Source organism: Pseudomonas sp. RL_105y_Pfl2_101, from assembly GCF_963970585.1.
Lineage (GTDB): Bacteria > Pseudomonadota > Gammaproteobacteria > Pseudomonadales > Pseudomonadaceae > Aquipseudomonas.
The window spans coordinates 1-23,811 of sequence record NZ_CAXAPG010000048.1 but is presented as its reverse complement, the minus strand read 5'-3'; the positions used below and the strand labels follow the sequence as shown (position 1 = coordinate 23,811).

Below are 23,811 nucleotides of genomic sequence, written 5' to 3'. Positions count from 1 at the left end.
ACTGGGTGTTCGCCACCGGTTTACCAATGTGCGCGGCAAACCCATCCTCGCGGGCCATCGACACCCAACTCGAATACGTCGTGGTTTCCGAAGGGCCATAGAGGTTGCACAGGCGCTTGACCTGGGTTTGCTCGAACAATGCCTCCACCAGGCTGCGCTTCAAGGCTTCACCGGCGACGTTCACCGTGTCGACGCCCTCGCCCAACCCGCCCGATTCCAGCAAGGCCTTGAGGGCCGACGGCACGGTGTTGATCAGGGTGATGTCGTGTTCGCCCTGTTGCAGTTCCAGCACATTAGTGACCACGTCGATGCCGCCACCGGAGGTCAGCGGCGCGAAGCACTCGTAGACGGCCAGGTCAAAGTTCAACGAAGTCGAGAACAGGGTTTTCGACAATGTGGCGTCATCGAAGGAGCGATGGGCCCAGGTCAGGAAGTTCACTGTGTTGCGGTGCTCGATCATCACGCCTTTAGGCAGACCCGTCGAACCCGAAGTGTAAATGACATAGGCCAGGTGCGATGAAGTCAGCCCGCTGATCTCCGGATTGGAGACGGACTCGTCCTGCCACAAACCGCTGTCGAGATTGATCACGGCCATCGAGGCATCGCGCAACAAGCCGACGGTAACGTCCTGCACCAACACTGCCGCCGGTGCGCTGTCCTCGAGCATGTAGGCAATCCGATCCAACGGATACGCCGGATCCAGCGACACATAACCACCGCCGGCCTTGAGAATCGCCAGCAAGCCAACAACCATGTCGATGCCGCGCTCGACGCAGATCGCCACCCGCGAATCGGGCTCTACGCCCTGCTTGCGCAGGTAATGGGCCAGGCGGTTGGCCCGCTCGTTCAACGCGCGGTAACTCAGGCGTTGCCCGCCGCGAATCACCGCCACGGCATCCGGGGTACGCTGGACCTGTTCCTCGAACAACCCATGAATCGTCTGCTGCTGCGGATAGTCAGCCTCGGTGGCGTTGAAATCCCGCAACAACTGCCAACGCTCGTCTCCAGGCAGGATATCCAGCGCATTGACCGGCGACTGAGGCGCGAACTCCAGCGCCTCCACCAGACTCGCCAAAGCTGTCTCCATGTAGGTGCCGACCTGCCGGGCATCGACAGCGCCAGCCGTCTGTACGCTCAACAGAAAGCCTTCGCCCAGGTCGTCGACCGACAACATGCATGGATAGTTGGTCCGTTCCATGACCGCCAACACCTGTGCTCCCGCCCAACGCTCGATGCCGTCGTTGTCCTGGAGCGGGCTGTGGCGGTAGTTGAGCAAGGCGCTGAACAGCGGCAACGAAGCCGGCACACCACTGCAGCGCTGGGCCAATGCCAGCGAGGCGTGTTCATGACCGAGCAAGGCGGTCAGTCGCTCATGGGTCGCCTTGACACCCGTGCGTACATCCTCGGCCCCCACCTTCACCCGCAGCGGCAAGGTATTGATGAACATGCCCAGCGCGCGGTCAGAGCCCTCGCCGCTCTGCATGCGGCCCAACAACACGGTGCCGAAGACCACGTCTTCGCGCCCGGACAAGCGTCCCAGCACCCGGGCCCACGCCAGGTGATGCAGGGCCGCCGGGCTCACGCCCAACTGGCGCGCCTGCTGGCGCAGGCGCAGGCTCAACGCGTTATCGAGGTTCAGCTTAGCCTCGTCGATGCCCCGGCCGTCGCCCTGTACTTCACGCAGCCCGAACGGCAGCGTCGGTTCCTCGACATCGCCGAGCATCTCGCGGAAAAAGTCTTCGTGTTGCGCGCGGCTGACACCCAGCAGAGTCTGCGCCACGTAATTGCGGTACGGCATGGCGGCGTCCAGGCGCTCGGCCTCACCGTTGAGGCACGCCAGCATTTCCGCCTGCATCACGTCCAGCGCCGTATGGTCCAGGGCAATGTGGTGGAACAGCAGGATCGCCACCCAGCGCTGCTGGGCACTGTCCCAGGCGCACGCCAGGCGCATCAGCGGCGCCTTACCCAAATCCAGGCGACAATGCCGAGGGTCGAAAAGCGCTTGTAGTTGCGTGGCGATGTCGCCTTGGATCGGGTCCAACAGCGGTTCTTCGAGCAGCAGCTCGGTACGGCGCTGGACCACTTGCAAGGGCTGGTCGAAGCCTTCCCAGAGCACCGCGGTCCGGAGGATGTCGTGCCGATCGATGACCGCCTGCAAAGCCTGGACGAACCCATCGAGCCGGGCACGGCTGTCCAGGGCAAACGTGGCTTGCAGCAAGTACGGGTCGCCCGCTTGCGCGGCAATGTGGTGGTAGAGAATCCCCTCTTGCAGCGGGGCCAACGGGTAGATGTCCTGCACATTGCCGACCCCACCAGGCACCGTGGCGACAATCCGGTCGATGGTGGGCTGGTCCAGCGACACCAGCGGCAGCATGGCCGGCGTGATCCGCTGGCAACCGGTGACGATGCCATTGGCCGGCACCACGATGTCAGCACGACCGCCCACCGCTGCGGCCAGGGCGGCCAGGGTTGGTTGACCGAACAACACGCGCACATCCGCGCTCACGCCGGCCTGGCGCATCCGCTCGATCAGTTTCACTGCCAGCAGCGAATGTCCGCCCAGCTCGAAGAAGTGGTCATGGCGCCCCACCCGCTCCACGCCGAGTACCTCGGTCCAGAGCCGGGCCAGCACAGTTTCCACCTCGCCCTGCGGTGCTTCATAGGCACGGCTGGCGAAGGCGTCCGCCTCGGGCGCCGGCAACGCCCGTCGCTCCAGTTTGCCGTTGGGCGACAGGGGCAGTTTTTCCAGGCGCACATAGGCCGCCGGGACCATGTAGTCCGGCAAGAGTGCTTGCAGATGCGCGCGCAGTGAATCGGCGTCGGGCCACAGGTCCGCGACCGCAAGCGTGAAGTACGCCACCAGGCGTTTGTCGCCAGGGCTGTCTTCACGGGCGATGACCGCCGCCTCTTTGATCCCGGCGTGCTGGCAAAGCCTGGCCTCGACTTCTCCCAGCTCGACACGGAAACCGCGGATCTTGATCTGATCGTCGTTGCGCCCCAGGTATTCAATGCAACCGTCGGGCTGGTAACGCCCCAGGTCACCGGTCTTGTACAGGCGCGCCTGGCCATCCATCGTGAACGGATCGCGAATGAAACGTTCGGCACTGAGGTCATCGCGGTTCAGGTAGCCACGGGCAACGCACACGCCGCCGATGTGGATTTCGCCCGCCACGCCGGCCGGAACCGGGCGCAGGTGTTCGTCCAGCAGATAAATGCGGGTGTTGGCCACCGGGTGCCCGATGGCCGGCAGCGTAGGCCAGGCGGCGACATCGTCCGGCAAGGTCAGCGCGGTGGCGACGTGGGATTCGGTCGGGCCGTAGTGGTTGTGCAGGCGGCAGCCGTCCAGGCGGGCAAAAAAATCACGGATCTGTGGCGTGATGCGCAGTTGCTCGCCCGCGGTGATGACGTCCTGCAGCGGGCACGCCAGCGGACCGTCCTCACCGTCGCCCACCACCGCTTCGGCCAACGCCTGCAGGGCGACACACGGCAGGTAGAGGCGCTCGATGCGCTGCTCGCGGATGTGTTGGAACAGACGGTGGAAATTCAATCGGACATCAGCATGGATCAACGACAGTTCGCCACCGGCGCACAGGGTGCTGAACATCTCCTGGAAGGCAACGTCAAAGCCCAGGGCCGCGAATTGCAAGGTGCGGACGGTCGCGCGGCCTTGCTGCTGGGCCTGTTCGATTTGCCACTGCATCAGGTTGACCAGGGCCCGGTGCGGCATGGCAACGCCCTTGGGCTGGCCGGTGGAACCCGAGGTATAGATGACATACGCCAGGCCGTCGGGGCTTAGGCTGCTCACGTGCGGATTGGTTTGCTGTTGGGCGCTGATACCCGCGGCATCGCGTGCCTCGGGATCGAGTAACAACACCGGCATGCTCGGCTGCGGGAAGCGGGCCTGCAATTCGCGCTGGGTCAGCAGCACCTTGGGCGCGCTGTCCTCCAGCATGTAGGCCAGGCGTTCACTCGGATAGGCCGGGTCCAGGGGCACATAAGCAGCACCAGCCTTGAGGATACCCAGCAGCCCCGCGACCATTTCCAGGCTGCGGTCCACGCAGATCGCCACACGATCATCGGCACCGATTCCCTGCTCGATCAGGCGATGGGCAATCTGGTTCGCCAGCCGATTCAGTTCACCGTAGCTCAGGCACGCGTCCTGATACGTCAGCGCGACAGCGTCTGGCCGGGCCTGGACCTGGGCTTCGAACAATTGATGGATCAGCAACCCCGCCGGGTAGGCCGTATCGAAGGCATTGAAGTCCTCGACCAACTGACGCCACTCATTGGAGGGAACAATATCCAGGTCATGCAGCGGTGAGTCGACAGCTTGATCGAGCGCATCGACCAGTGCTTCGAGCACCGTATTCATATAGGCGCAAACGCGCTGCGCGCCGACGCCGGCCACGGCTTGCACCGTCAGCCCGAACGACTCGCCCAGGTCGTCTATCGACAGCGACAGTGGGTAGTTGGTCCGCTCTTCGCCGCCGAGGATCTCGACCCCAGCCCAGGTTCGCGCCTGACCGGCGTCGTTGGGTGCCTGCGCAGCCACCGCGGTTTGCCGGTAGTTCAGCAACGCGCTGAACAGTGGCGTCGGCGCGGCGACCCCGCTGCAACGTTGCGCCAGGGACAACGGCGCATGCTCGTGACCAAGCAGCGCCGCCAGGCGCTCGTGGGTGGCCTTCAGCGCGGCCAGCACACCCTGCCCCCCTGCCTCGACGCGCAACGGCAGCGTGTTCACGAACATGCCCAAAGCGTGACCGTCGTCCTGGCCGCTGTGCAGGCGTCCCATCAAGACCGTCCCGAACACCACATCCTGGCGGCCGGACAAGCGCCCCACCACCTGGCCCCAGGCCAAATGGTGCAGGCTCGCCGTGCTGACTCCCAGGCGCCGTGCCTGGGCGCGCAGGCGCTGGGTCAAGTCGGCAGCCAGGGACAGCGAAGCCTCTTCGATACCGGTGCCGTCGCCCTGCACATCCTGCAAGCCGAACGGCAGCGTCGGCTCGTCCACGTCCCCGAGCATTTCGCTGAAGAACGCTTCATGTTGACCAGGATCGCTGCCCAAGCGCACCTGCGCCACATAGTTGCGATAAGGCACGGACCTGGGCAATTCACCCGCACGGTTTTCCAGGTGGGCCTCGATTTCCTTGCCCAGCATGCCCAGGGACGTGGCGTCATCGATCAAGTGATGGAACAGCAACACCGCGACCCAACTGCCGCTGACGAGGTCTTCGGCCACGTGGATGCGCATCATCGGTGCCTGGCGCAGGTCGAAGCGGGTATGGCGAGGATCGAAGCGGGCCCGCAGCTGCTCGGCGATGTCGCCATCGGCCGCATTCAAGGCGAGTTCTTCCACCATCAGCCGGGCCTGGCGCCAGACCACCTGGACCGGCTCGCCCAGGTCTTCCCACATCACTGACGTACGCAGGATGTCGTGCCGTTCGACCACCGCCTGCAAGGCCTGGACGAACGCATCCAACTGTTCGCGACTGCCCACGCGCAACAGCGCTTGCAGCAGATAGGGATCGCCCTGGGCGGTCGCCAGATGGTGATACAGGATGCCTTCCTGCAATGGCACCAGCGCGTAGATGTCCTGGACGTTGCTCACCCCACCCGGCACCGCCGCGACAATACGTTCGATTTCGTCCTGGGTCAGCGTTGCCAGTGGCAGCAGGTCTGGCGTGATGCGCTGGGCATCGTGGGCAATGGCGTTGTCCGGTACGACAATGCCACCGCTGCTGCCCGTGGCGGCCGCCAGTGTCGCCAGGGTTGGCTGACCGAACAGCACCCGCACATCGGTGTCCAGATTGACTTGGCGCATGCGCTCGATCAGCTTGACCGCCAGCAGCGAGTGACCACCCAGTTCGAAGAACCGGTCATGGCGCCCTACCTGTTCGACGCCGAGCAGTTCAGTCCAGAGCCCGGCCAGGGTGATTTCCACGTCGCCTACCGGCGCTTCGAACACGCGATGGGCATACGCCTGTGCATCGGGCGCCGGCAGTGCCTTGCGATCGAGCTTGCCGTTGGTGGTCAGCGGGAACCGTTCAAGGACCACGAAGGCACTGGGCACCATGTAGTCCGTCAACGAACCCAGCAGGTTCGAACGCAGTTCGGCCGCCGACAGTTGTGCGCCTTCGCCGGCGATCAGATAGGCCACCAGGCGTTGATCGCCCGGCGTGTCTTCACGGCCGATGACCACCGCTTCGCGCACACCCTCGCACGCCGCAAGCTTCGTCTCGATCTCGCCAAGCTCGATACGGAAGCCACGGATTTTCACCTGTTCGTCGTTGCGACCCAGGTATTGCAGCTCACCGTTCTCCTGCCAGCGACCGAGATCGCCGGTGCGATACATCCGTGCCCCGGCAGTGCTGTCGAACGGATCGGCGATGAAGCGGGTGTCATTGAGTTCGGGCCTGTTCAGGTAACCCCGTGCCACCCCCGCGCCAGCGACATACAACTCGCCTGCCACGCCCACCGGCACGGGCTGGCCGTACGGGTCGAGCAGGTACAGGCGCAGATCAGGGATACGCTTGCCGATCGGACTGCCCCCGCCCCACTGCGCATCGGCGGCTTCAAGCGGACGGTACGTCACGTGCACCGTCGTTTCAGTGATGCCGTACATGTTGACCAATTGCGTCCCGGCATTGCTTGCACGGTCATACCACGGCTTGAGAATGCGAGTGTCCAGCGCTTCGCCACCAAAAATTACCTGACGCAGACTGTGGCGCAGCTCGCTTTCGCCCTGGGCCGCGATCAACTGGCGGAAGGCACTCGGCGTCTGATTCAAGACCGTGACCCCGGCCTCGCACACCAGTGCGTAGCAGTCTTGCGGGGAACGACTGACCAGTTGTGGCACCACCAGCAAGCGGCCGCCATGGGTCAACGCGCCCCAGATTTCCCAAACCGAGAAATCGAACGCGAAGGAATGGAACAGCGCCCATACATCCTGAGGGCCAAACTCGAACCACGGTTGGGTCGCCGAAAATAGCCGTGCGACGTTGCGATGCTCGACCATCACGCCCTTGGGCAACCCGGTGGAGCCCGAGGTGTAGATCACGTAGGCCAAGTGGTGCGACGTCAGCGCCGCGACGTCGGGGTTGTGCGACGGCTGTTCAGCGATCCCCGCGCTGGCGGGCTGATCGAGCCATAACGCCGGCGCAGACAGCGCCGGCAGTTGCACCTCCAGCGCCGACTGGGTGAGCAAGGCCGACGGGGTGCTGTCCTCGAGCATGAAGGCCAGGCGCTCCGGCGGATAGGCCGGGTCCAGCGGCACGTAACCGGCGCCGGACTTCAGGATACCCAACAGGCCGACGATCATGTCCAGGCCACGCTCGACACAAATCGCCACCCGGTCGTCCGGGCGAACACCCAGCGCCAGCAAGCGATGGGCGACTTGGTTGGCCCGGGCATTGAGCTCGCCGTAGGTCAATGCTTGGTCTTCATGCACCACTGCCACCGCATCGGGTTGCGCGGCCGCTTGCGCTTCGAACAGGCCATGGATCGTGCGGTCGTGCTCATAGTGCTGCCCGTCGTTGGCGTTCCAGGCCTGTAGCTGAAGGGCCTCGGCCGGCGTCGGCAGTACAAACTCGCAGATCGGCAATGCGTCATGACCCAAGCCTTGCTCCAGCACCTGCATGAAGCGCTCGGCCATCGCCTCGATTTCACCGTCCTGGAAAAAAGCTGCGTTGTAGATCCAGTGCAGCCAGGCGTTATCGTCGTGCGGGTTGCTGCGCACGTGAATGGCCAACGGCATTTGTTCGTGACCGTTCGAGCACTTGAACGAACGCGCCGGGGCTTGCCCGAACATGAACTGGTGATCGTCCAGCTCATAGGAGAACGATATGTCGAACAACTGCGCACGGTTGCCCTGCAGCAATTCCAGCGAACGGTTCATGTCGCTCAGGGGGAAGCGCTGGTGGCGATAGTCCTGCTTGAGGGTGCGCGCCACGTCGTGGACCAGCTCGCCGAATGACAGCTCGGCGCTGAAGCGCAACCGCACGGCACTCACCTGGGTGAACATCCCCATGGTTTTCTTGAAGGACGCGTTGGAGCGATTCAGGACCGGCAAACCGATCACCAGCTCTTCACGTTGGGTGGTGCGGGCAAAATAAACGTACAGCGCAGCCAGCAGCACAGCCGAGCGTGAGGACTGATGCACCTGCGCCAGGGCGTCGATCCGCTCGTTCAGCGACCGAGCGTAGGGCCATACGGCATGGCGGCTGGGGGCCATGCCATCAGGGTAGCGATCACGGTTGCGGGCCACGAACAAGGGCGGTGGCACTTCCTGGTATTTTTCCAGCCAGTACTGCCGTTCACGGGCAAACCGCGGGGAATCGCGATAGCGCGCATCGTCCTCGATGAACGCCACGTAGGACGGTGCTGCCACGTCTGGCGTCTGGTTGCTTTCCAGCGCGCTGTAGAGCTCGCCGAGTTCCTTGAACATCAAACCGATGCTCCAGCCGTCCAGGACGATGTGATGCACCTGGATGACGAAATAGAACGATGCGCCATTGAGCTTGAGCAGCGCCAAGCGGAACAGCGGCCCGCCATCCAGTGGAAACGCCATCGCCATCCGCTGCTCGACCCAGGCCTGTGCCGATGCCTGCGGGTCGGGCAGATCCGACAAATCATGCACAGGCACCTGCACCGCCAGCGTATCGGCCAGCATCTGCATCGGCACGCCACCTGCGTCGGCTTCACGGAGCAATACCGTGCGCAGGGCATCATGCTTTTGCACCAACAAGTCGATTGCCTGCTGGAACCGCTCGGCGTCAACCACACCCTCGATGTGCAGGTAACCTCCGATGTTGTAGAGGGGGGAGTCGCCCTGGACCATTTGCTCCAGCCAGATGTCTCGCTGGGCGGCCGTCAACGGGTAGGTTTGCGAAAACGACAGGGACTGGTTCATACCCGTCCCTCCGACACCTGAACACTCACCGACAATGAACTGACCTGCTGTTGCTCATGGCCCCGCTCGGCCGAACAGCCCGTTGCAACAACATCACCCACTACACGCGCAAAGAAAAATTTCATACGGTCCTTCTCAGAGATTTGTCAGTGCTGCCCGGGTTGAATGCAACAGGCACGCCTGGTGTTGATGCAAATCCGCGCAAGTAGCCGGCGCGGCGTGAGATCGGTCGAGCGTCGAACGATCGGAGCGTTCTTGCATGGCATCGCCACCCGGCGAGGATGCACGTCTGCCGGGTGGGTCAATGCCAAGCGTTGTTCACGGGTGTTCAGCAGTACTGTCGCGACAGCGCAAGCCGGACGATGAGGCCTGAATGGACATTCAGGCTCGTTTGTCGCGCAGGGCGCAGTTGATGTCGGAAACGATCTGGCCATCCGACAACTTGATGATGCGATCGGCCAGTTGGAAGTACTGGTCGTCATGGGTAATGATCAGCACCGTCTTGCCACGGCGCTTGAGGTCGGGCAGCAGTTCCTCGTAGAAGAACTTCTTGAACGGCGGATCCTGGTCCGCGGCCCACTCGTCCAGTACGTAGACCGAGCGGTCCTCCATGTAGGCGCACACCAGCGCCAGGCGTTTTTGCTGGCCATAGGACAAGGCCTTAAGGGTGGAATACCCCAGTCCTTCGATCTTGATCTTGTCGGCCAGCCCCAGGGTTTCCAGGTACTTGCGCGCCAGCGTCGGGCTGCCGTCCTCTTCGTCGGGGCCGATGAGGCGGTTGAACAGGTGGAAATCGGAAAACACCGCGGAGAACAGATCGCGATAGTCGTTGCGACTTTCCTCGGTGATGGCCTTGCCATCGAGCAAAACCTCGCCGCCCTGGGGAATGTAGAGCCCGCAGATGAGCTTGGCCAAGGTGCTTTTGCCACAACCGTTACCACCGACGATGTAGATCAACTCTCCAGTCTGTACCGTCAGGTCGATGGGGCCCAGGGAGAAACCGGTCTCGGCGTGCTGCTCCTGGTAATGCATGCGAACGGCCTTCAACTCGATCCGGTTCCACGACTTCTTGTGCTCCAGCAGATGGACCTTGGGCACATCGGTCTCGATAGGCTCCGGGTGCGAATCGTTGATCGAGAAACCGAACTCCGAAAGACGCGTACACGCCACCCGGCCCGCCGCCAGCAAGGGCATCGCCCCGACCAGCAACGACAACGGGCCCATGATGTACAGCACGGCCAGGACGCTGGCAGTCATGATTTTCGGATCGACGGCACCGACCAGGGGTGCGGCGAACAGCAGGCAACCGATCAGCAACGACAGCGTGAATTGCCCGACGTTGTCGGCGGCGGTGTACCACAGCCGCTCGACAAAGTTGTAGCGCGCCACACGGGTGGAAGACGCCTCGATGGCCGAGCGACCGAACCAACGGCGCCGCACGCCATTGAGCTTGAGCTCCTTGAGACCGAACACCAGGGCGTGGGTGTATTCATTGAACGCGGTGTATTCGTCCCGCACACGGGAGGTGTTCCTGACGCCACAGGAGAAGAAGAACAGATACAGCCCCACCCCCAGGATCATCAGTGAAACCGTCAAGGCCAGCACGACCCACGACAGGTAGGCCAGGTAGCCGATGCCGAACAGAAAGACCGTCGCCTCCACCAGGATCGTGGGCATGATGATCAGCGTCGTATTCAGTTGCGGGATGTCGTTGGTCAACATCGTCAGCACATTGGGCGGGCCACGCCGGTCCACCTCTTCCAGTGGCGTGGCGAGAATCTTGCGACACAGTGCAATGCGCAAGCGCGTCATGATCCGCATGCTGGCGTAGGCCGGGAACAAAGCTGCACCGTTGCGCAAGATCAGCGCCGTGGCACTGAGCCCGATGAACCAGTACAGCGCCTGCAGGCGCGAGCCGTCATTGTGGATAGCCTCGTTGATCACGCTCACCACCGCGATGGACGCCACCCCGCTGATGACACCGCAGATCAACGTAAAGAGCGTCAGCCAGGGATGGTTGCGCCACAACAGGCGCATGACCGAGCCCGGTCTGGGCTTCTTCTCTTTCTTCGCTTTCTGCTCTTTTTTCATGGGTTGCTATCCTCGAATGGAGTCGCTAAAGGGCTCACACCGGTCGCCATACATCGCCACGGGCGGTCATCTCGCCCATCGCCACCACGATGAGGCGTGGTTCCTCGTAAGGATCGCGAGCGTGGGCGGCCAACATGTTGTCGAGCATCACCACATCGCCCTTGCGCCAGGTGAACCTGACCGCACAGGCCTCATAGGCCTCGCCGAGCAACGCCATGACGTCGTCTTCTATCGGCGTTCCATCGCCATAACTGACCATGCGCGGCAATCGGTCGGCGCCGAACATATCGAGCAGATCCTCGCGCATTTCCTCGCCGAGACAGAACGGATGGTGCAGCTGTACCTGGTTGAAAAAAGCCCGCTCCCCGGTCACCGGGTGCTGGATAACCGCCGGGCAGAGGGTGCGTACTTGCAAGGTGTCAGCGTCGAGCCATTCGAAATCGGTGCCCTCTTCCCGGCAACGCTGCTCGACGACGGCGCGCTCGGTGGTGCCAAAGAATGACGCCCAGCTGGGCTCGACACCGGCGGTGAAGGTGCGGCTGTAGCGCAGGCCTTTTTGTTCGAGCCGGGCCACCACCTCCTCAGGCAGGCATTTCAGGACCTGGCGGATGTCAGCAAGCGGCGTCGCGCCGCCCACCCGGGACGGCTGCTCGCAATAGAACCATTGCTTGCGCGGCCAGCTTTCCAGGTGCGAGCTCTCGTTGTGATACAGGATCATCTCGCGCTCGGGATACGGCGTGGAGCGGTAGACGTTACGTCCGCCCTCCTTCTTCGGCAGGTCGCCGTAGCTGCCGTGCAACCCAGGCGACAAGGCTTCGGCGAACGCCTCGAAGGCTGGCACCGAGCCAAGGTCAAAACCGCGAAACAGCACCGCGCCGTGACGACACAGCAACGCCTCGATGGCCTGGCGATGGGTGTTGGCCCACAACGAAGGATCCAGCCCCGGCTCGATCGGCTCGATCACCACCGGCAAACTCAAGCCGTCGGCGAGTAACGACAGCCTGACCGATTCGCCGCCCCCGTGACCTGGCCAGACAAGCGAATCCGTCATCCCGTCAACGGGGATGGCGGGCGAAGCGTCAGTTTGAAGACTCATGAATAACTCCTGAACCACGGATCGTCAGATCCACGTCGCAGGGCCGGACCAATGCGCCCTACCATCGGGCAAGGATAAAAACATTGATCCGGGGGGATGTCTGGCACCGCAAACCGGGACAGAGGTTGTAATGGTGGTTACTTAGGTCGTTTCTGGATCTGCTGATCTTCAGTTTCAAGAGGTATGGTTTTTTTACGAGCGGATGGGGTGTATATCCGTTTTTTGCGTAACGGCGGCTTAGGGTTCCGCCAGCAGCCGTTACCGCAGCAACGGATATACACACCAAAACAGAGCCCACCACCGGCCATTGCACCGACGCATCGATGCACGTCGATCCGCATAAGGCTCGCTTGTCCCCATTTCCCGCGACAGACGCCGACACGAAGTCGGTGCTGAAATGCGCGAGCTGCGAATTGCACAGGTACCGCAAACGATGCCGTGGGTCGCAGTGACGTCTCAAGCACATTGGTTTGCGCAACACGCAAACAGGTTGTGCCTGGCATTTAACAGGAGCGTTAGTCATGCCGATTAAGAACACTGGCGGTTCGGTCAACCCCGCGCCAGCCCCCCTCACGCCCGGTGCATTCCTGCATGAAACATTCCTCGCCCGGGCCCGTGAATTCCCTGAGCGAACCGCGGTGTCCGACGCGTCTCGCTCATTGAGCTACGCACAACTCGACACGGCTTCGTCACAGCTGGCGGCCAGGCTTCGCCAGGAAGGCGTCCAGGACGGCATGCTGGTGGGAATGTGCCTGCCACGTGGCGTCGATCTGGTCATCAGCCTGCTGGGCATCCTCAAGGCCGGTGGCGCTTACGTTCCAGTCGATCCGCAGTACCCTGGCAAACGTGTCGAACACATCGTGCGCGACAGCGGCCTGAGCCTGATGATCGGTGAACTCGCCGATCTGCCGCAGAGCGCGTCCGTGCGCGTCCTGTCCCTGGCCGAGTTGCTGGCCGGTCCGACCCTGCAACCGCTGCCCACCATCGACCGACGCAACCCCGACGACGCCCCGGCCTATGTCATCTACACCTCCGGCTCCACCGGTGAGCCCAAGGGCGTATTGGTGGCGCACGGTAACGTCAGCCGCCTGCTGGACAGTACCCAACGTTCGTTCGCCTTCACCGAAAACGACGTCTGGTCGATGTTCCATTCCATCGGTTTCGATTTTTCGGTATGGGAAATCTGGGGCGCCCTCGCCCACGGTGGCCATGTCGCTGTGGTGCCCTACGACGTGTCGCGCTCGCCAAGTGGCACGCGTCAATGGCTAGCCGACCAGGGCGTGACCGTCCTGAGCCAGACGCCATCGGCGTTCCGCGGCCTGGATGAGGCTGACCGCTCTGCCACTGCACCCCTGGCGCTGCGCTATGTAGTGTTCGGTGGCGAGGCGCTGCCAGCCACCGTGCTGCGACCGTGGGTTGAGCGGCATGGCGATCAGAAGCCTGCCTTGATCAACATGTACGGCATCACCGAAGCCACCGTCCACACCACCTTCAAACGGGTACGTGGCCAGGACCTGGAAAGCGCCGCTATGGTGTCCATCGGCGCGCCACTGGATGGCTGGCGCCTACACCTGCTCGACGCCGATCAGCAACCGGTGCCTCAAGGCAACGCCGGTGAGCTCTACATCGAAGGCGCCGGTGTGGCCCTGGGCTACCTGAATCGTCCCGCCCTGAACGCCGGGCGCTTCGTCCAGTTGCCGGACACCCCGAGCCGTGCCTATCGCACCGGCGACCTGCTGGTGCTGGGAGACGACGGCGAGTATCGCTATGCCGGTCGTTGCGATGAACAGCTGAAGATCCGCGGGTTCCGCATCGAGCCAGGCGAAGTCGAGGCCTGCCTGCAAGCCAGCCCCGCCGTAGCCGCCGCCCACGTGGCCGGTCACGATTACGGCGATGGCGACTGGCGCCTGGTCACCTATGTGGTGCCAACCCATGGCGTGACCGCCTGGACCGAACAGGTGCGCAGCGAAGTCGCCGCACAGGTGGCCGCGACCCTGCCGGACTACATGCGCCCCTCGGCCTACATCCCACTGGCCGCGTTGCCGGTCACCGACCACGGCAAGATCGACAAGGACTGCCTGCCCTCGCCCGATTCCGTGCCGGCGACCGCGCTCCACACCAGTGAACCGGGCCTCACCGAACAGGAGCAGTTCGTGCTCAAGGTCTGGTCGGACGACATCGGCCTGAAGAACATCGGCCTGAACGATGACTTCTTCGATTTCGGCGGCACCTCCCTGGCCCTGATTCGCTCGTTGAGCACGCTAAAGGCCCATTACCGGGTCAACCTCGACCCAGGCGTGTTGGCCGATGGCGCGACCGCCAAAGTGTTGGCCGGCTGTATCCAGCGCTCCCTTGTTCAAGCCCATTGATCGAAAAGGAAAAGCCCATGAGCAAAAAATTCGCCTTGACCCCGCAAGAGCGTGCGTCCTTTGAAAAGAACGGTTTCATCGGACCGTTCGACGCCTATTCGCCAGAAGAAATGAAAGAGACCTGGAAACGCACCCGCCTGCGTCTGCTCGACCGCAGTGCCGCGGCATACCAGGACCTGGATGCGATCTCCGGCGGTACCAACATTGCCAACTACGATCGCCACCTGGACGACGATTTTCTCGCCAGTCACATCTGCCGCCCGCAAATCTGCGACCGCGTCGAAAGCATCCTCGGCCCGGACGTGCTGTGCTGGCGCACCGAGTTTTTCCCTAAATACCCGGGCGACGAAGGCACCGACTGGCACCAGGCCGACACCTTCGCCAATGCCTCGGGCAAGCCGCAGATCCTGTGGCCGGAAAACGAAGACTTCGGCGGCACCATCACCGTCTGGACCGCCTTCACCGACGCCAACATCGCCAACGGTTGCCTGCAATTCATTCCCGGCACCCAGAACAGCATGAACTACGACGAAACCAAGCGCATGGCCTACGACCCCGATGCCAACAACAGCTCGGTGGTCAAGGATGGCGTGCGACGCGGTTTCTTCGGCTACGACTATCGCCAGTTGCAGATCGACGAAAACTGGAAGCCTGATGAAGCCTCCGCCATGCCCATGCAGATGAAAGCCGGCCAGTTCATCATTTTCTGGTCGACCCTGATGCACGCTTCCTATCCCCACAGCGGTGAGTCCCAGGACATGCGCATGGGCTTCGCCTCGCGCTATGTGCCGTCGTTCGTGAAGATATATCCGGACTCCGACCACATCGAGGAATACGGTGGACGTATCAGCCTTGAGAAGTACGGCGCGGTGCAGGTCATCGGCGAGACGACGCCTGAATACAATCGCCTTGTCACCCACACCACACGAGGCAAAAAGTTCGAAGCCGTCTGACTTTTTCAATGCCACATGACAGTTGGCGTGCGTAACGTGCCTGACAGGAGTCCCCAATCCATGACTATTTCCACCGACGCAGCGACGCGCCTGTGTGAGACCGTGAGGATGCTTAGGCACCTTGCCATCCATTTGCCCGATCCCATCTGCCTGAGCTTTCTGGCCCAGGGCAGTGACGCGGCACCCGACCATGCTTCCTCCAGCGTGAGAGCCACGGAACGCGCGGTCAACACCGCGTTCGCCAGGATCGGCGTCAAAGCCGTGCAGTACGTGCATGACGGCGAGGCGCAACTGTCGTCTTTCGAAATGTTCATCAGTAAGAAAATCTGCCAGGCCCTCGAGTTTGCCTATGACCACTTCGACGACGTCGACAGTGCCAAGGATTTCGGGCGCCTGGTCAGGCATTTCGATTTCAGCGGTGCCGTGCCCGAGGTCGAGACACTGCACCTGATCACCCGCGACAACGTGGCGCTGTCAGTCCATGCCAACACCGATCGAAATCGCCCGGCCATCGTCCTCGCCCTGCCCTGCGGCATGCCGTTCGACCTGTGCCGCGACTGGTTCAATGCGCTGAGCGAGAGGTTCTTCGTGGTCACCTGGGAAACCCGCGGGCTGTTCGGCTCCTGCACCTCGTTCGACCAGTTATCCGTGGACACCGACGCCCAGGTGGGCGACTTGATCAATGTGATGAACCACTATGGCCTGGAAAACGCGCACCTGATGGGTATCTGCGGTGGCGCGGTGATCGCTCTCAGCGCCGCGGCCACCCACACCGACCGGGTCAACTCCCTGAGCCTGTGGCACGGCGACTACAACTTGGGGGACGACAGCCTGCGCACTGCCCACCAGCAGAATTTCGAATGGCTGATGGAGTCGGCCGCCGTGGATCGCAACGAGGCCAGCGACCTGCAGGCGTTGTTCCTGGATCAGGCCACCCTGGCGACCATTCCGGACTCCATCGCCCATGCGGCGCTCTATCCCTACGTCAACGAAGAGTTGTTCTATCGTTATGCGCGACTCAACGATGCGCTGAACAAGACTGAGTTGAAGTCGCGGCTGGAACAGATCACGGTGCCCACCCTGGTCGTCGCCGGCGACTGCGATGAAACCACCCACCTGGGTGGTTCCAAGCACATTGCCGAGGCCATCAGCGATGCCCTGCTGCATGTGGAGCGCAATGGCAGCCACCTGGCGTTCTTCGAGTCGACCCAGGTTTCGAAGCAGACGGCTTTTCGTTTTCTGGAGTCGGCGCTTGAGTCGACGGTGAGATTGGGTTACCCGGCCTGAAGGTGTGAATATCCGTTTCTTCGGTAACGGCCACTTAGGGTTCCGCCCTGACGGCGGGTCGCCTTTGAAGAGCCGGAATGCCGGCCCAGGCGAAAGTAACCAAAACGCTTCTGCCCCACCACTCGGTGCCTCGCTAGGGCTCGGCATGCCCTCACTCCGGCATTGCTCCGTGGGAGCAAAGCTTGCTCGCGATAGCGGTGGCCCAGTCAATGAAGATGTTGAATGTGCCGGCCCCTTCGCGAGCAAGCTCGCTCCCACAGGGGGCTGGATGCACATGAATTTTGTGTCTGCTGAAACTCCAGTGTGGGAGCGAGCTTGCTCGCGATAGCGGTGGCCCAGTCAATGAAGATGTTGAATGTGTCGGCCCCTTCGCGAGCAAGCTCGCTCCCACAGGGGAACTGGGTGCACATAAGTTTTGTGGCTGCTGAAAATCCAGTGTGGGAGCGAGCTTGCTCGCGATAGCAGTGGCTCAGTTGATGAAGATGCTGGATGTGCCGGCCTCTTCGCGAGCAGGCCCGCTCCCACAATGGGTTAGCGGCGCCCCCAATCTCTCGGTCGCCACCATTCCCTGGGAACAGCGGCACATCAAGCCACCATATGCTTCTCACGATGAAACTCAAGATACAACACCGTACGGTGAGCCCTGGACGCATTGACCGCAAAGTGGTCCAGGGACCCATCGAAAATCACCAGATTGCCATTGGTGCTCTGGTTAAAGCTGCCATTGACATTGAGGTAGGCATAGTTCTGCGTGGTAGGAGCATCGATGGTCAGTTGCATGTGCAGCAAACCTTCTTCCCAAGTGCCGGTATGAGAATGAGTACCGAGAAACACGTTCGGCTCCATACGCAACAAGGCGCAAAGTTTGATACCTGGAATCTTGCTCAGCAGCTCGATAGTCCCGGGCATGGCGTCGCGGGCGTAGGGGATCGGGGTGTCGTAGGCCACCAGGCCGTATTGGGTCCACTCCGGCATGATATCCATGTCGTCTCCCCATCCCCAGAGCCAGCCATACTCTCCACCAGCCGCCATGTGGGCGTCGATCTCTTCGACAATCTCGGCGATCTGCTTGCCCACGCGGTTGATCGTCAGGGTGGGCGCGTTGAGGGCCAGAAACTCCTCACGGATCACTTCCCAGTTATCAGCCAGATTCTTCAGTTGCGGAAAACGGCTGGGATCATAAAACGCCGGACGCATAGGTACTCCTTTTATTGAGGTTGTCGATTCCGCTGGCGATGCCAGATGGTCCTGTCCGCCGGGTGCTTGAGGGCGTAGCAGGAAAGCCCGGCAAGGGTGACCCACCGGGCGTGGCCTGTCTGTCACGGGAATCAGGTACACCGAGCCCGACCGACATTAGAGGGGCTCGGCCTGGGGGGGTTCGGTCATTCGCGGGGCGGCCATCGGCGTCGGAGGCTCGTCCAGTCGACGCATCGGCCCATAGAGCAAGACGCTCAATGGCAGCAGCACGAATAACCCACCGGCCACCACAAACAGCAACCCCACACCACGCCCCGGCCCCACGCCCAGCCAACGTCCGATCGAATCGGCGTAAAGGCCGCCGGGTACCAAGGCGGGCTGGAACCAGTGGTCCACCAGGAAGCCGCCGACAATCACCGCCAGGCTGGTGCTGGCGATGGTCAACATGCTGATCAGCGCAAACACACTGGCACGGCTGCCGGCGGGGATCCTGCGCATCCACAACGCATTCACGCTGGCGTCGGCGATGCTCGCCATGGTGATCGCAACAAAGGCCAGCGCGCAGTAGGCGACGGCTTGCGAGACCAGCCCCAAGGCAACGACACAGGCCGCCAGCAACAGATCGGCCACCGCCACCAGCGCCATCAGCCGGCGTGGATTGCCCATCGAAATCAGCAGCCCCGCGCCAGCCAAACCACCCAGGGCCGCCCAGGTGTAGGCCATCCCCAAGACCTGACTGCCCAGGGTCGACAGCAGCAACGGCGTCATCATCAGGGTCGCCAGTGACAACAGCGCCGTGCGCATCATGGTGTAGACCAGCAGCCCGGCCATCAGCCGCTCGGCGACAAAGAACTTCAGCGCCGCGGCGACATTCCCCAGCGCGCCACCAAACACCGTGCCTTTGGGCGCACCGTCCTGGCGCCCTGGCGTCCCTCGTACATGCGAGAACGCCTTGATCACCAGCAAGGTGCCGGAGCAGAAGGTGATCAGGTCCACCGCCAGGATCGTCACCAGCCCGGCGCTGGCCATGATCGCCCCCGCCAACAACGGCGCCACCAGGGCCGAAGCGTTCTTGCTGATGCTGATCAACCCCGAGGCTCGGGTGAACTTGTCGGGCGCGACGATCGTACTGACCGCAGCCTGATAGGCCGGTTTGCGAAAGGCACTGACAATCGACGCCAGGCAATTGAAAATGTACAGGTGCAGCGGCTCCAGGCTTTCGAACCAGAGCAGCGCCATGACCCCCAGGAGCAACACCGCCAGGGTCACATCGCAACAGACAATGATCACCCGGTGGCTGATCCTGTCCGCCAGGCCGCCCGCTAAAGGCAAGAACAGCACCGCCGGCAGTGTTGCCGCCAGTACCACGTTGGCAAAGGCCACCGCCGAACCGGTCTGGTTGTACACCCAGACGCCCAGGGCGAATTCCATCAGCGCCGTGCCCACCACCGCCAGCGACTCGCCGCACCAAAGCAAATAGAATCCGCGCCCCAGGTCAAAACCCCGGCGGCCGCTCCCCACGCTCATGGGCGCACATCGCGAGGCGTGACAACACCAATCAACTTGTCCAGCAACCGATAGGCCAGGGAATAGAGCACCGCGCCAAACACCAACGGTGCAAAACGGGAAAACAGATAGGCCCGCAACACCCGCCTGGCGATGGGCGAGCTGATATTGCCACTGACATGCAGGGGCGTCGGGAACGTCGCCGCGACGGTGGCGCCGAACTCATCGTCCATCGATTGCACCGCGTGCCACCAGTAGACCGGGATGTACAACGCATCCCCCGGTTCCACCACCGTACGCAGCGCCCGCAGCCCGCGAGTGCCCGGAAAGCGCCCGGTGTCGATGTCGTACAGGTAGCCCGCCTCCTCGATCACCGGGCGCAAGGCCCGCCAACTGGCTTCGTCCGGCGGTAACAACAACACCTCCTTGGCACCGACGACCTGGGCCATGAAGGTTTCGTCGACGACATGGAAGTGCCAATCAGTATAGGAGTTGCGGTACAGGAAACTGCGATGGGGCGGATAGTGCCGGGACTTGCCCAACTGCGGCATGAACGGCAGCCCACCCACGTCCTCTTTCATCTGCTCGATGGCCGAGCCTTCCGAGAACCGGCAGCTGTCGGCCACCAGCGGCGTATCACCTACGCTCAAGTCGTCAAGAAACTGGTGAAACGGCACTTCCCGATAGACCGTGTTGGCATACTCGGTCAGCTCGGCCTTGACCTGGGGATTGGACCAGCCGATGACCTCGGAAACGATCTGCGAGCGCACCACCACCGCACTGTTGCGCGAGTGCGCCTTGAGGTAGTCCAGGCGTTGCCATTTGTGAAAAGCCGGCCAATGCCGCACCGCATTCTTGACCAGGCAGGGACGGTTGCGATTGACATAGCGGCGAGTGAACTCCTCTTTGGAAATCGCCAGCGCATCGATCACCTCGACCGCGCCTGCCTGTGGGTGATTGGGAAAGCGGGACAAGCTCCAGAACTTCGTCGCTGGGCGGTCCGGTTCGGCGGTTAATGGCATTTTCGACCCTCGCAAGCACACTCAGGGCCGTTGGTATAACAGACTCGCGCGACCGCGCCCAAGCGCCGCAAAGCCCCGTTCCGCGCTGTTGTCCCTGCTTCCCATGACAGACATCCCAAGGCGGATGCTCTAATTTTTTCTCACTTTGTGAAGGGATGTCAGGTGCAGCCGAACGGCAGGACAGGACCTTCGACGGCTCGCAACGCAGCCCTCGTCACCCCGTCGCCCCAACGCTTTGCGCCGCCCCCGATGTCCTTCTCCACGGCTATTGATTCCGCCGACTGGCAGTCGTCCAGGCCTTCATCACTGCCATTCGAACGGAGAAAAGCCTCAATTGATTCTGCAAGCAGGTGCTCCGAAATGGATTCGTCGACCGATATGTTGCCTACCCAAGACTCCGCGTCCCACGAGCTGGCCTCCGTCCAGCAGGGTATCTGGCTGGATCAGCTCGCACACCCGGACCTGCCCTACTACAACATCGGCATGTCCCTGGAGATCAAGGGCCAGATCAACATTGCATTGTTCGAGAAAGCCATCGAACTGGTCGCCAACCGGCACGACACCCTGCGCCTGAGCTTCAGCCATGAAGGCGGCACTGGTCGCCAGCGAGTCCTGCCCGAGGTCAAGGTGAACCTGGAGGTGGTGGAGTTCTCCGAGGCCGAGGCCGACGCCGGCCTGGCCACCGAGTACCTGCGTAACGCCTTTCGCCAACCCTTTGAGTCATTGACTGGCCGACTCTGGGACGCACGCATGGTCCGTTGCGGCCCGAACCGCCATTACTGGCTCGCCCGTTACCACCACCTGGTCACCGACGGCATTGGCGTGGCCCTGATCGGCCATGCCGTGGGTTCAGCCTACAACGGGTTGCTGGCCGGCAACGATGAAGTCGCCCCAGGGCATTCCTACCTGTCGTTTCTGGAAGATGACCGGGCTTACCTGGCCTCATCCCGCTATGAGCGCGACCGCCAGTTCTGGCAGGACACCTACGCACAGATGCCACCATCGCTGCTGCAGCGCCGGGCCGATTTCAAGACCGGCCAGGCCAACGAACTGGCGCCCAGTGCCCAGGTCCAGGCGATGCTGCCCCGGGCGCTGTACAACGCATTGACGCAATTTGCCAGCGAACGCAGCCTCTCGGTCGCCCATGTGCTGATCAGCGTGGTGGCCACCTATTTCTGCCGCACCGTGGGCGTCGATGAACTCGTCATCGGCATGCCCGTACACAACCGGACCACGGCCCGCGCGAAAGAAACCGCGGGCATGTTTTCCTCCGTCAGTCCGATTCGCCTTCCCGTCGACTTCGACGCCTCGCTGTTGGATCTGATGCATGCCGCCGGCGGGCAACTGCGCCGCTGCTACCGTCACCAGCGCTTCCCCATCGCCGAGCTCAATCGCACCCTGCGCCTGGCACAGACCGGGCGTCGACAGCTGTTTGATGTGTCACTGTCGTTCGAAAGCCTCAACGGCGACGATCAGTTCGGCGGCACTTCGTCCACGGTCATCACCATGGACAACGGCTATGAGCAGACGCCCATGGCGATCTTCGTGCGCGATTACCATCCGTTCGAAGACGTCCACCTGGATTTCAACTTCAACACCGCCTACTTCAGCCTGGAAGAGGCCCGGCACCTGCAACAACGCATCGTCTCGATGCTCGAGGCGGTGCTGGAGCAGCATGAAACGCCCGTGGGGCAATACCCGCTCATGGGCCAGGCCGAGCGACAACGCCAAGTCGAATTCAACGCCACAGCCCGCGACTATCCGCAGGAAGTGTTGATCCACCAATTGTTCGAACAGCAAGCCCAACAGCGTCCGCACGCCTGTGCCGTACGCGACGACGCCGGGCCGTTGCTCAGCTATGCGCAACTCAACCACCAGGCCAATCAGCTGGCCCATCGCCTGATCGAGCTGGGCGTAAAACCGGATGACCGAGTGGCCATAAGCCTGAGGCGTGGACCGGAAATGGTCGTCGCCCTGCTGGGGACGCTCAAGGCCGGGGCCGCCTACGTCCCCATCGACCCGGACCTGCCAAGCGCACGCCAAGCGTTCATGCTCGACGACAGCAGCCCTCGGGCGGTGCTGACCAGCCAGGCGCTGCAAAACCTGCTGCCACCGTCGAATGCCCCGCTGCTGGCCCTCGATGATCACGCCCAACTGGCCGCGCACCCTGAACACAACCCGGACCCGCAAACCCTCGGCCTGACACCCACTCACCTGGCCTATGTGCTCTACACCTCCGGCTCCACCGGCACCCCGAAGGGGGTGATGAACGAACACCTCGGCGTGGTCAACCGCTTGTTGTGGGCCCGCGACGAATACGGCGTCGATGCCAACGACCGAGTGCTGCAAAAGACCCCGTTCGGTTTCGACGTGTCAGTCTGGGAGTTTTTCCTGCCGCTGCTGGCCGGCGCCGAGCTGGTCATGGCGCGCCCGGGTGGCCATCAGGAACCGGACTACCTGGCCCGATTGATTCGCCAGGCCGGCATCACGATGTTGCACTTCGTGCCGTCGATGCTCGATCTGTTCCTCGAACATCATGACGGACAAACCTTCCCTGATCTGCAGCGTGTGTTGTGCAGTGGCGAAGCCTTGCCCCGCAGCCTGCAACGGCGTTTCGAACAGCAGTTGCCAGGGATTGAGCTGCACAACCTCTATGGTCCGACCGAAGCGGCCATCGACGTGACGGCCTGGCAATGCCGCGCCAGTGACCCTGGCGAAAGCGTGCCCATCGGCCGACCGATCGCCAATATCCAGATGCACGTGCTCGATGGCCGTGGCGCACCACAACCGCTGGGCGTCGCCGGGGAGATCCACATTGGTGGTATCGGCGTGGCCAGGGGTTACCTGAACCAACCGCAATTGAGCGCCGAGCGTTTCGTGGCCGATCCGTTCAGCACCGCGCCGAACGCGCGCCTGTACAAGACCGGCGACCTCGGCCGCTGGCTCGCCAACGGTGCCCTGGAGTATTTGGGCCGCAATGACTTCCAGGTGAAGATCCGTGGTTTGCGCATCGAGATCGGCGAAGTCGAAGCGGCCCTGGCGTTGTGCCCAGGTGTGCGTGAAGTGGTGGTCATTGCCCGGGAGGACCATCCGGGGCAGCCGGACAGCAAGCGCCTGGTCGCCTATGTCTGCGGCAAACCGATTCCGGCCGAACAACTGCGCAGCACTTTGCTCAAGCACCTGCCTGAGTACATGGTACCCAGTGCCTTCGTCCACCTCGATGCCCTGCCCCTGACCGCCAACGGCAAGCTTGATCGTCGCGCCCTGCCGGCCCCCGGCCTGGAGTCCCTGGCCAGCAAAACCTACGAGGCGCCCCAGGGCGACACTGAAATCGCCCTCGCTGAAATCTGGAAAGACCTGCTGCAACTGGCTCAGGTCGGCC

At 62.6% G+C, this 23,811-nt stretch carries 10 protein-coding genes and 2 pseudogenes; 4 read left to right on the top strand and 8 right to left on the bottom strand.

Features of this window, described 5'->3' with window-relative positions:
• The 5 genes and pseudogenes from AACY31_RS26880 to AACY31_RS26870 form a co-directional block, all read right to left on the bottom strand.
• Positions 1-6,073 (bottom strand): amino acid adenylation domain-containing protein (locus AACY31_RS26880; protein ID WP_445261581.1); only part of this gene is annotated, 6,073 nt, incomplete at its 3' end.
• Positions 6,059-7,534: pseudogene (locus AACY31_RS29125) on the bottom strand (amino acid adenylation domain-containing protein); the annotation flags it as partial. The gene AACY31_RS26880 and the pseudogene AACY31_RS29125, both read right to left, overlap by 15 nt.
• A gap of 75 nt (positions 7,535-7,609) precedes the next feature.
• Positions 7,610-8,836 (bottom strand): annotated as a pseudogene (locus tag AACY31_RS29120) (condensation domain-containing protein); the annotation flags it as partial.
• A 453-nt stretch (positions 8,837-9,289) separates the two neighbouring features.
• Positions 9,290-10,999, bottom strand: a complete 1,710-nt coding sequence (locus tag AACY31_RS26875; protein WP_339493095.1) for a cyclic peptide export ABC transporter — start codon at positions 10,997-10,999, stop codon at positions 9,290-9,292.
• 34 nt (positions 11,000-11,033) lie between these two features.
• Positions 11,034-12,095: a TauD/TfdA family dioxygenase gene (locus AACY31_RS26870; protein ID WP_339483582.1), complete on the bottom strand. Its 1,062-nt coding sequence runs from the start codon at positions 12,093-12,095 to the stop codon at positions 11,034-11,036.
• Positions 12,096-12,616: 521 nt separating this feature from the next.
• Between AACY31_RS26870 and syrB1 the strand changes: the two genes are divergently transcribed.
• Genes syrB1 through AACY31_RS26855 form a run of 3 tightly spaced genes read left to right on the top strand, consistent with a single transcriptional unit; the run spans position 12,617 to position 16,704 of the window.
• Positions 12,617-14,464 carry a syringomycin E biosynthesis L-threonine--[L-threonyl-carrier protein] ligase SyrB1 gene (syrB1, locus tag AACY31_RS26865; protein WP_339505410.1) on the top strand — a complete coding sequence of 616 codons (1,848 nt, stop codon included), beginning with the start codon at positions 12,617-12,619 and terminating at the stop codon, positions 14,462-14,464.
• Between the two features lie 17 nt (positions 14,465-14,481).
• Positions 14,482-15,417 carry a syringomycin E biosynthesis L-threonyl-[L-threonyl-carrier protein] 4-chlorinase SyrB2 gene (gene syrB2 / locus AACY31_RS26860; RefSeq protein ID WP_339483578.1) on the top strand — a complete coding sequence of 312 codons (936 nt, stop codon included), beginning with the start codon at positions 14,482-14,484 and terminating at the stop codon, positions 15,415-15,417.
• A gap of 60 nt (positions 15,418-15,477) precedes the next feature.
• Positions 15,478-16,704: an alpha/beta fold hydrolase gene (locus tag AACY31_RS26855; RefSeq protein ID WP_339505409.1), complete on the top strand. Its 1,227-nt coding sequence runs from the start codon at positions 15,478-15,480 to the stop codon at positions 16,702-16,704.
• A 585-nt stretch (positions 16,705-17,289) separates the two neighbouring features.
• On the opposite strand, the gene AACY31_RS26850 is transcribed toward AACY31_RS26855, so the two are convergent.
• The 3 genes from AACY31_RS26850 to AACY31_RS26840 all read right to left on the bottom strand — a co-directional run bounded on the left by AACY31_RS26850 (position 17,290) and on the right by AACY31_RS26840 (position 20,429).
• Entirely contained in the window at positions 17,290-17,901 is a 612-nt protein-coding gene (locus AACY31_RS26850) for an aspartyl/asparaginyl beta-hydroxylase domain-containing protein (protein ID WP_339483574.1), read from the bottom strand.
• Between the two features lie 156 nt (positions 17,902-18,057).
• Positions 18,058-19,428, bottom strand: coding sequence for an MFS transporter (locus AACY31_RS26845; protein ID WP_339483573.1), 1,371 nt, complete (start codon positions 19,426-19,428; stop codon positions 18,058-18,060).
• Positions 19,425-20,429 carry a cupin-like domain-containing protein gene (locus AACY31_RS26840; protein WP_339483572.1) on the bottom strand — a complete coding sequence of 335 codons (1,005 nt, stop codon included), beginning with the start codon at positions 20,427-20,429 and terminating at the stop codon, positions 19,425-19,427. The genes AACY31_RS26845 and AACY31_RS26840 overlap by 4 nt, the downstream gene beginning before the upstream one ends.
• A 360-nt stretch (positions 20,430-20,789) precedes the next feature.
• On the opposite strand from AACY31_RS26840, the gene AACY31_RS26835 reads away from it, so the two are divergent.
• Positions 20,790-23,811 (top strand): non-ribosomal peptide synthetase (locus AACY31_RS26835; protein ID WP_339493093.1); only part of this gene is annotated, 3,022 nt, incomplete at its 3' end.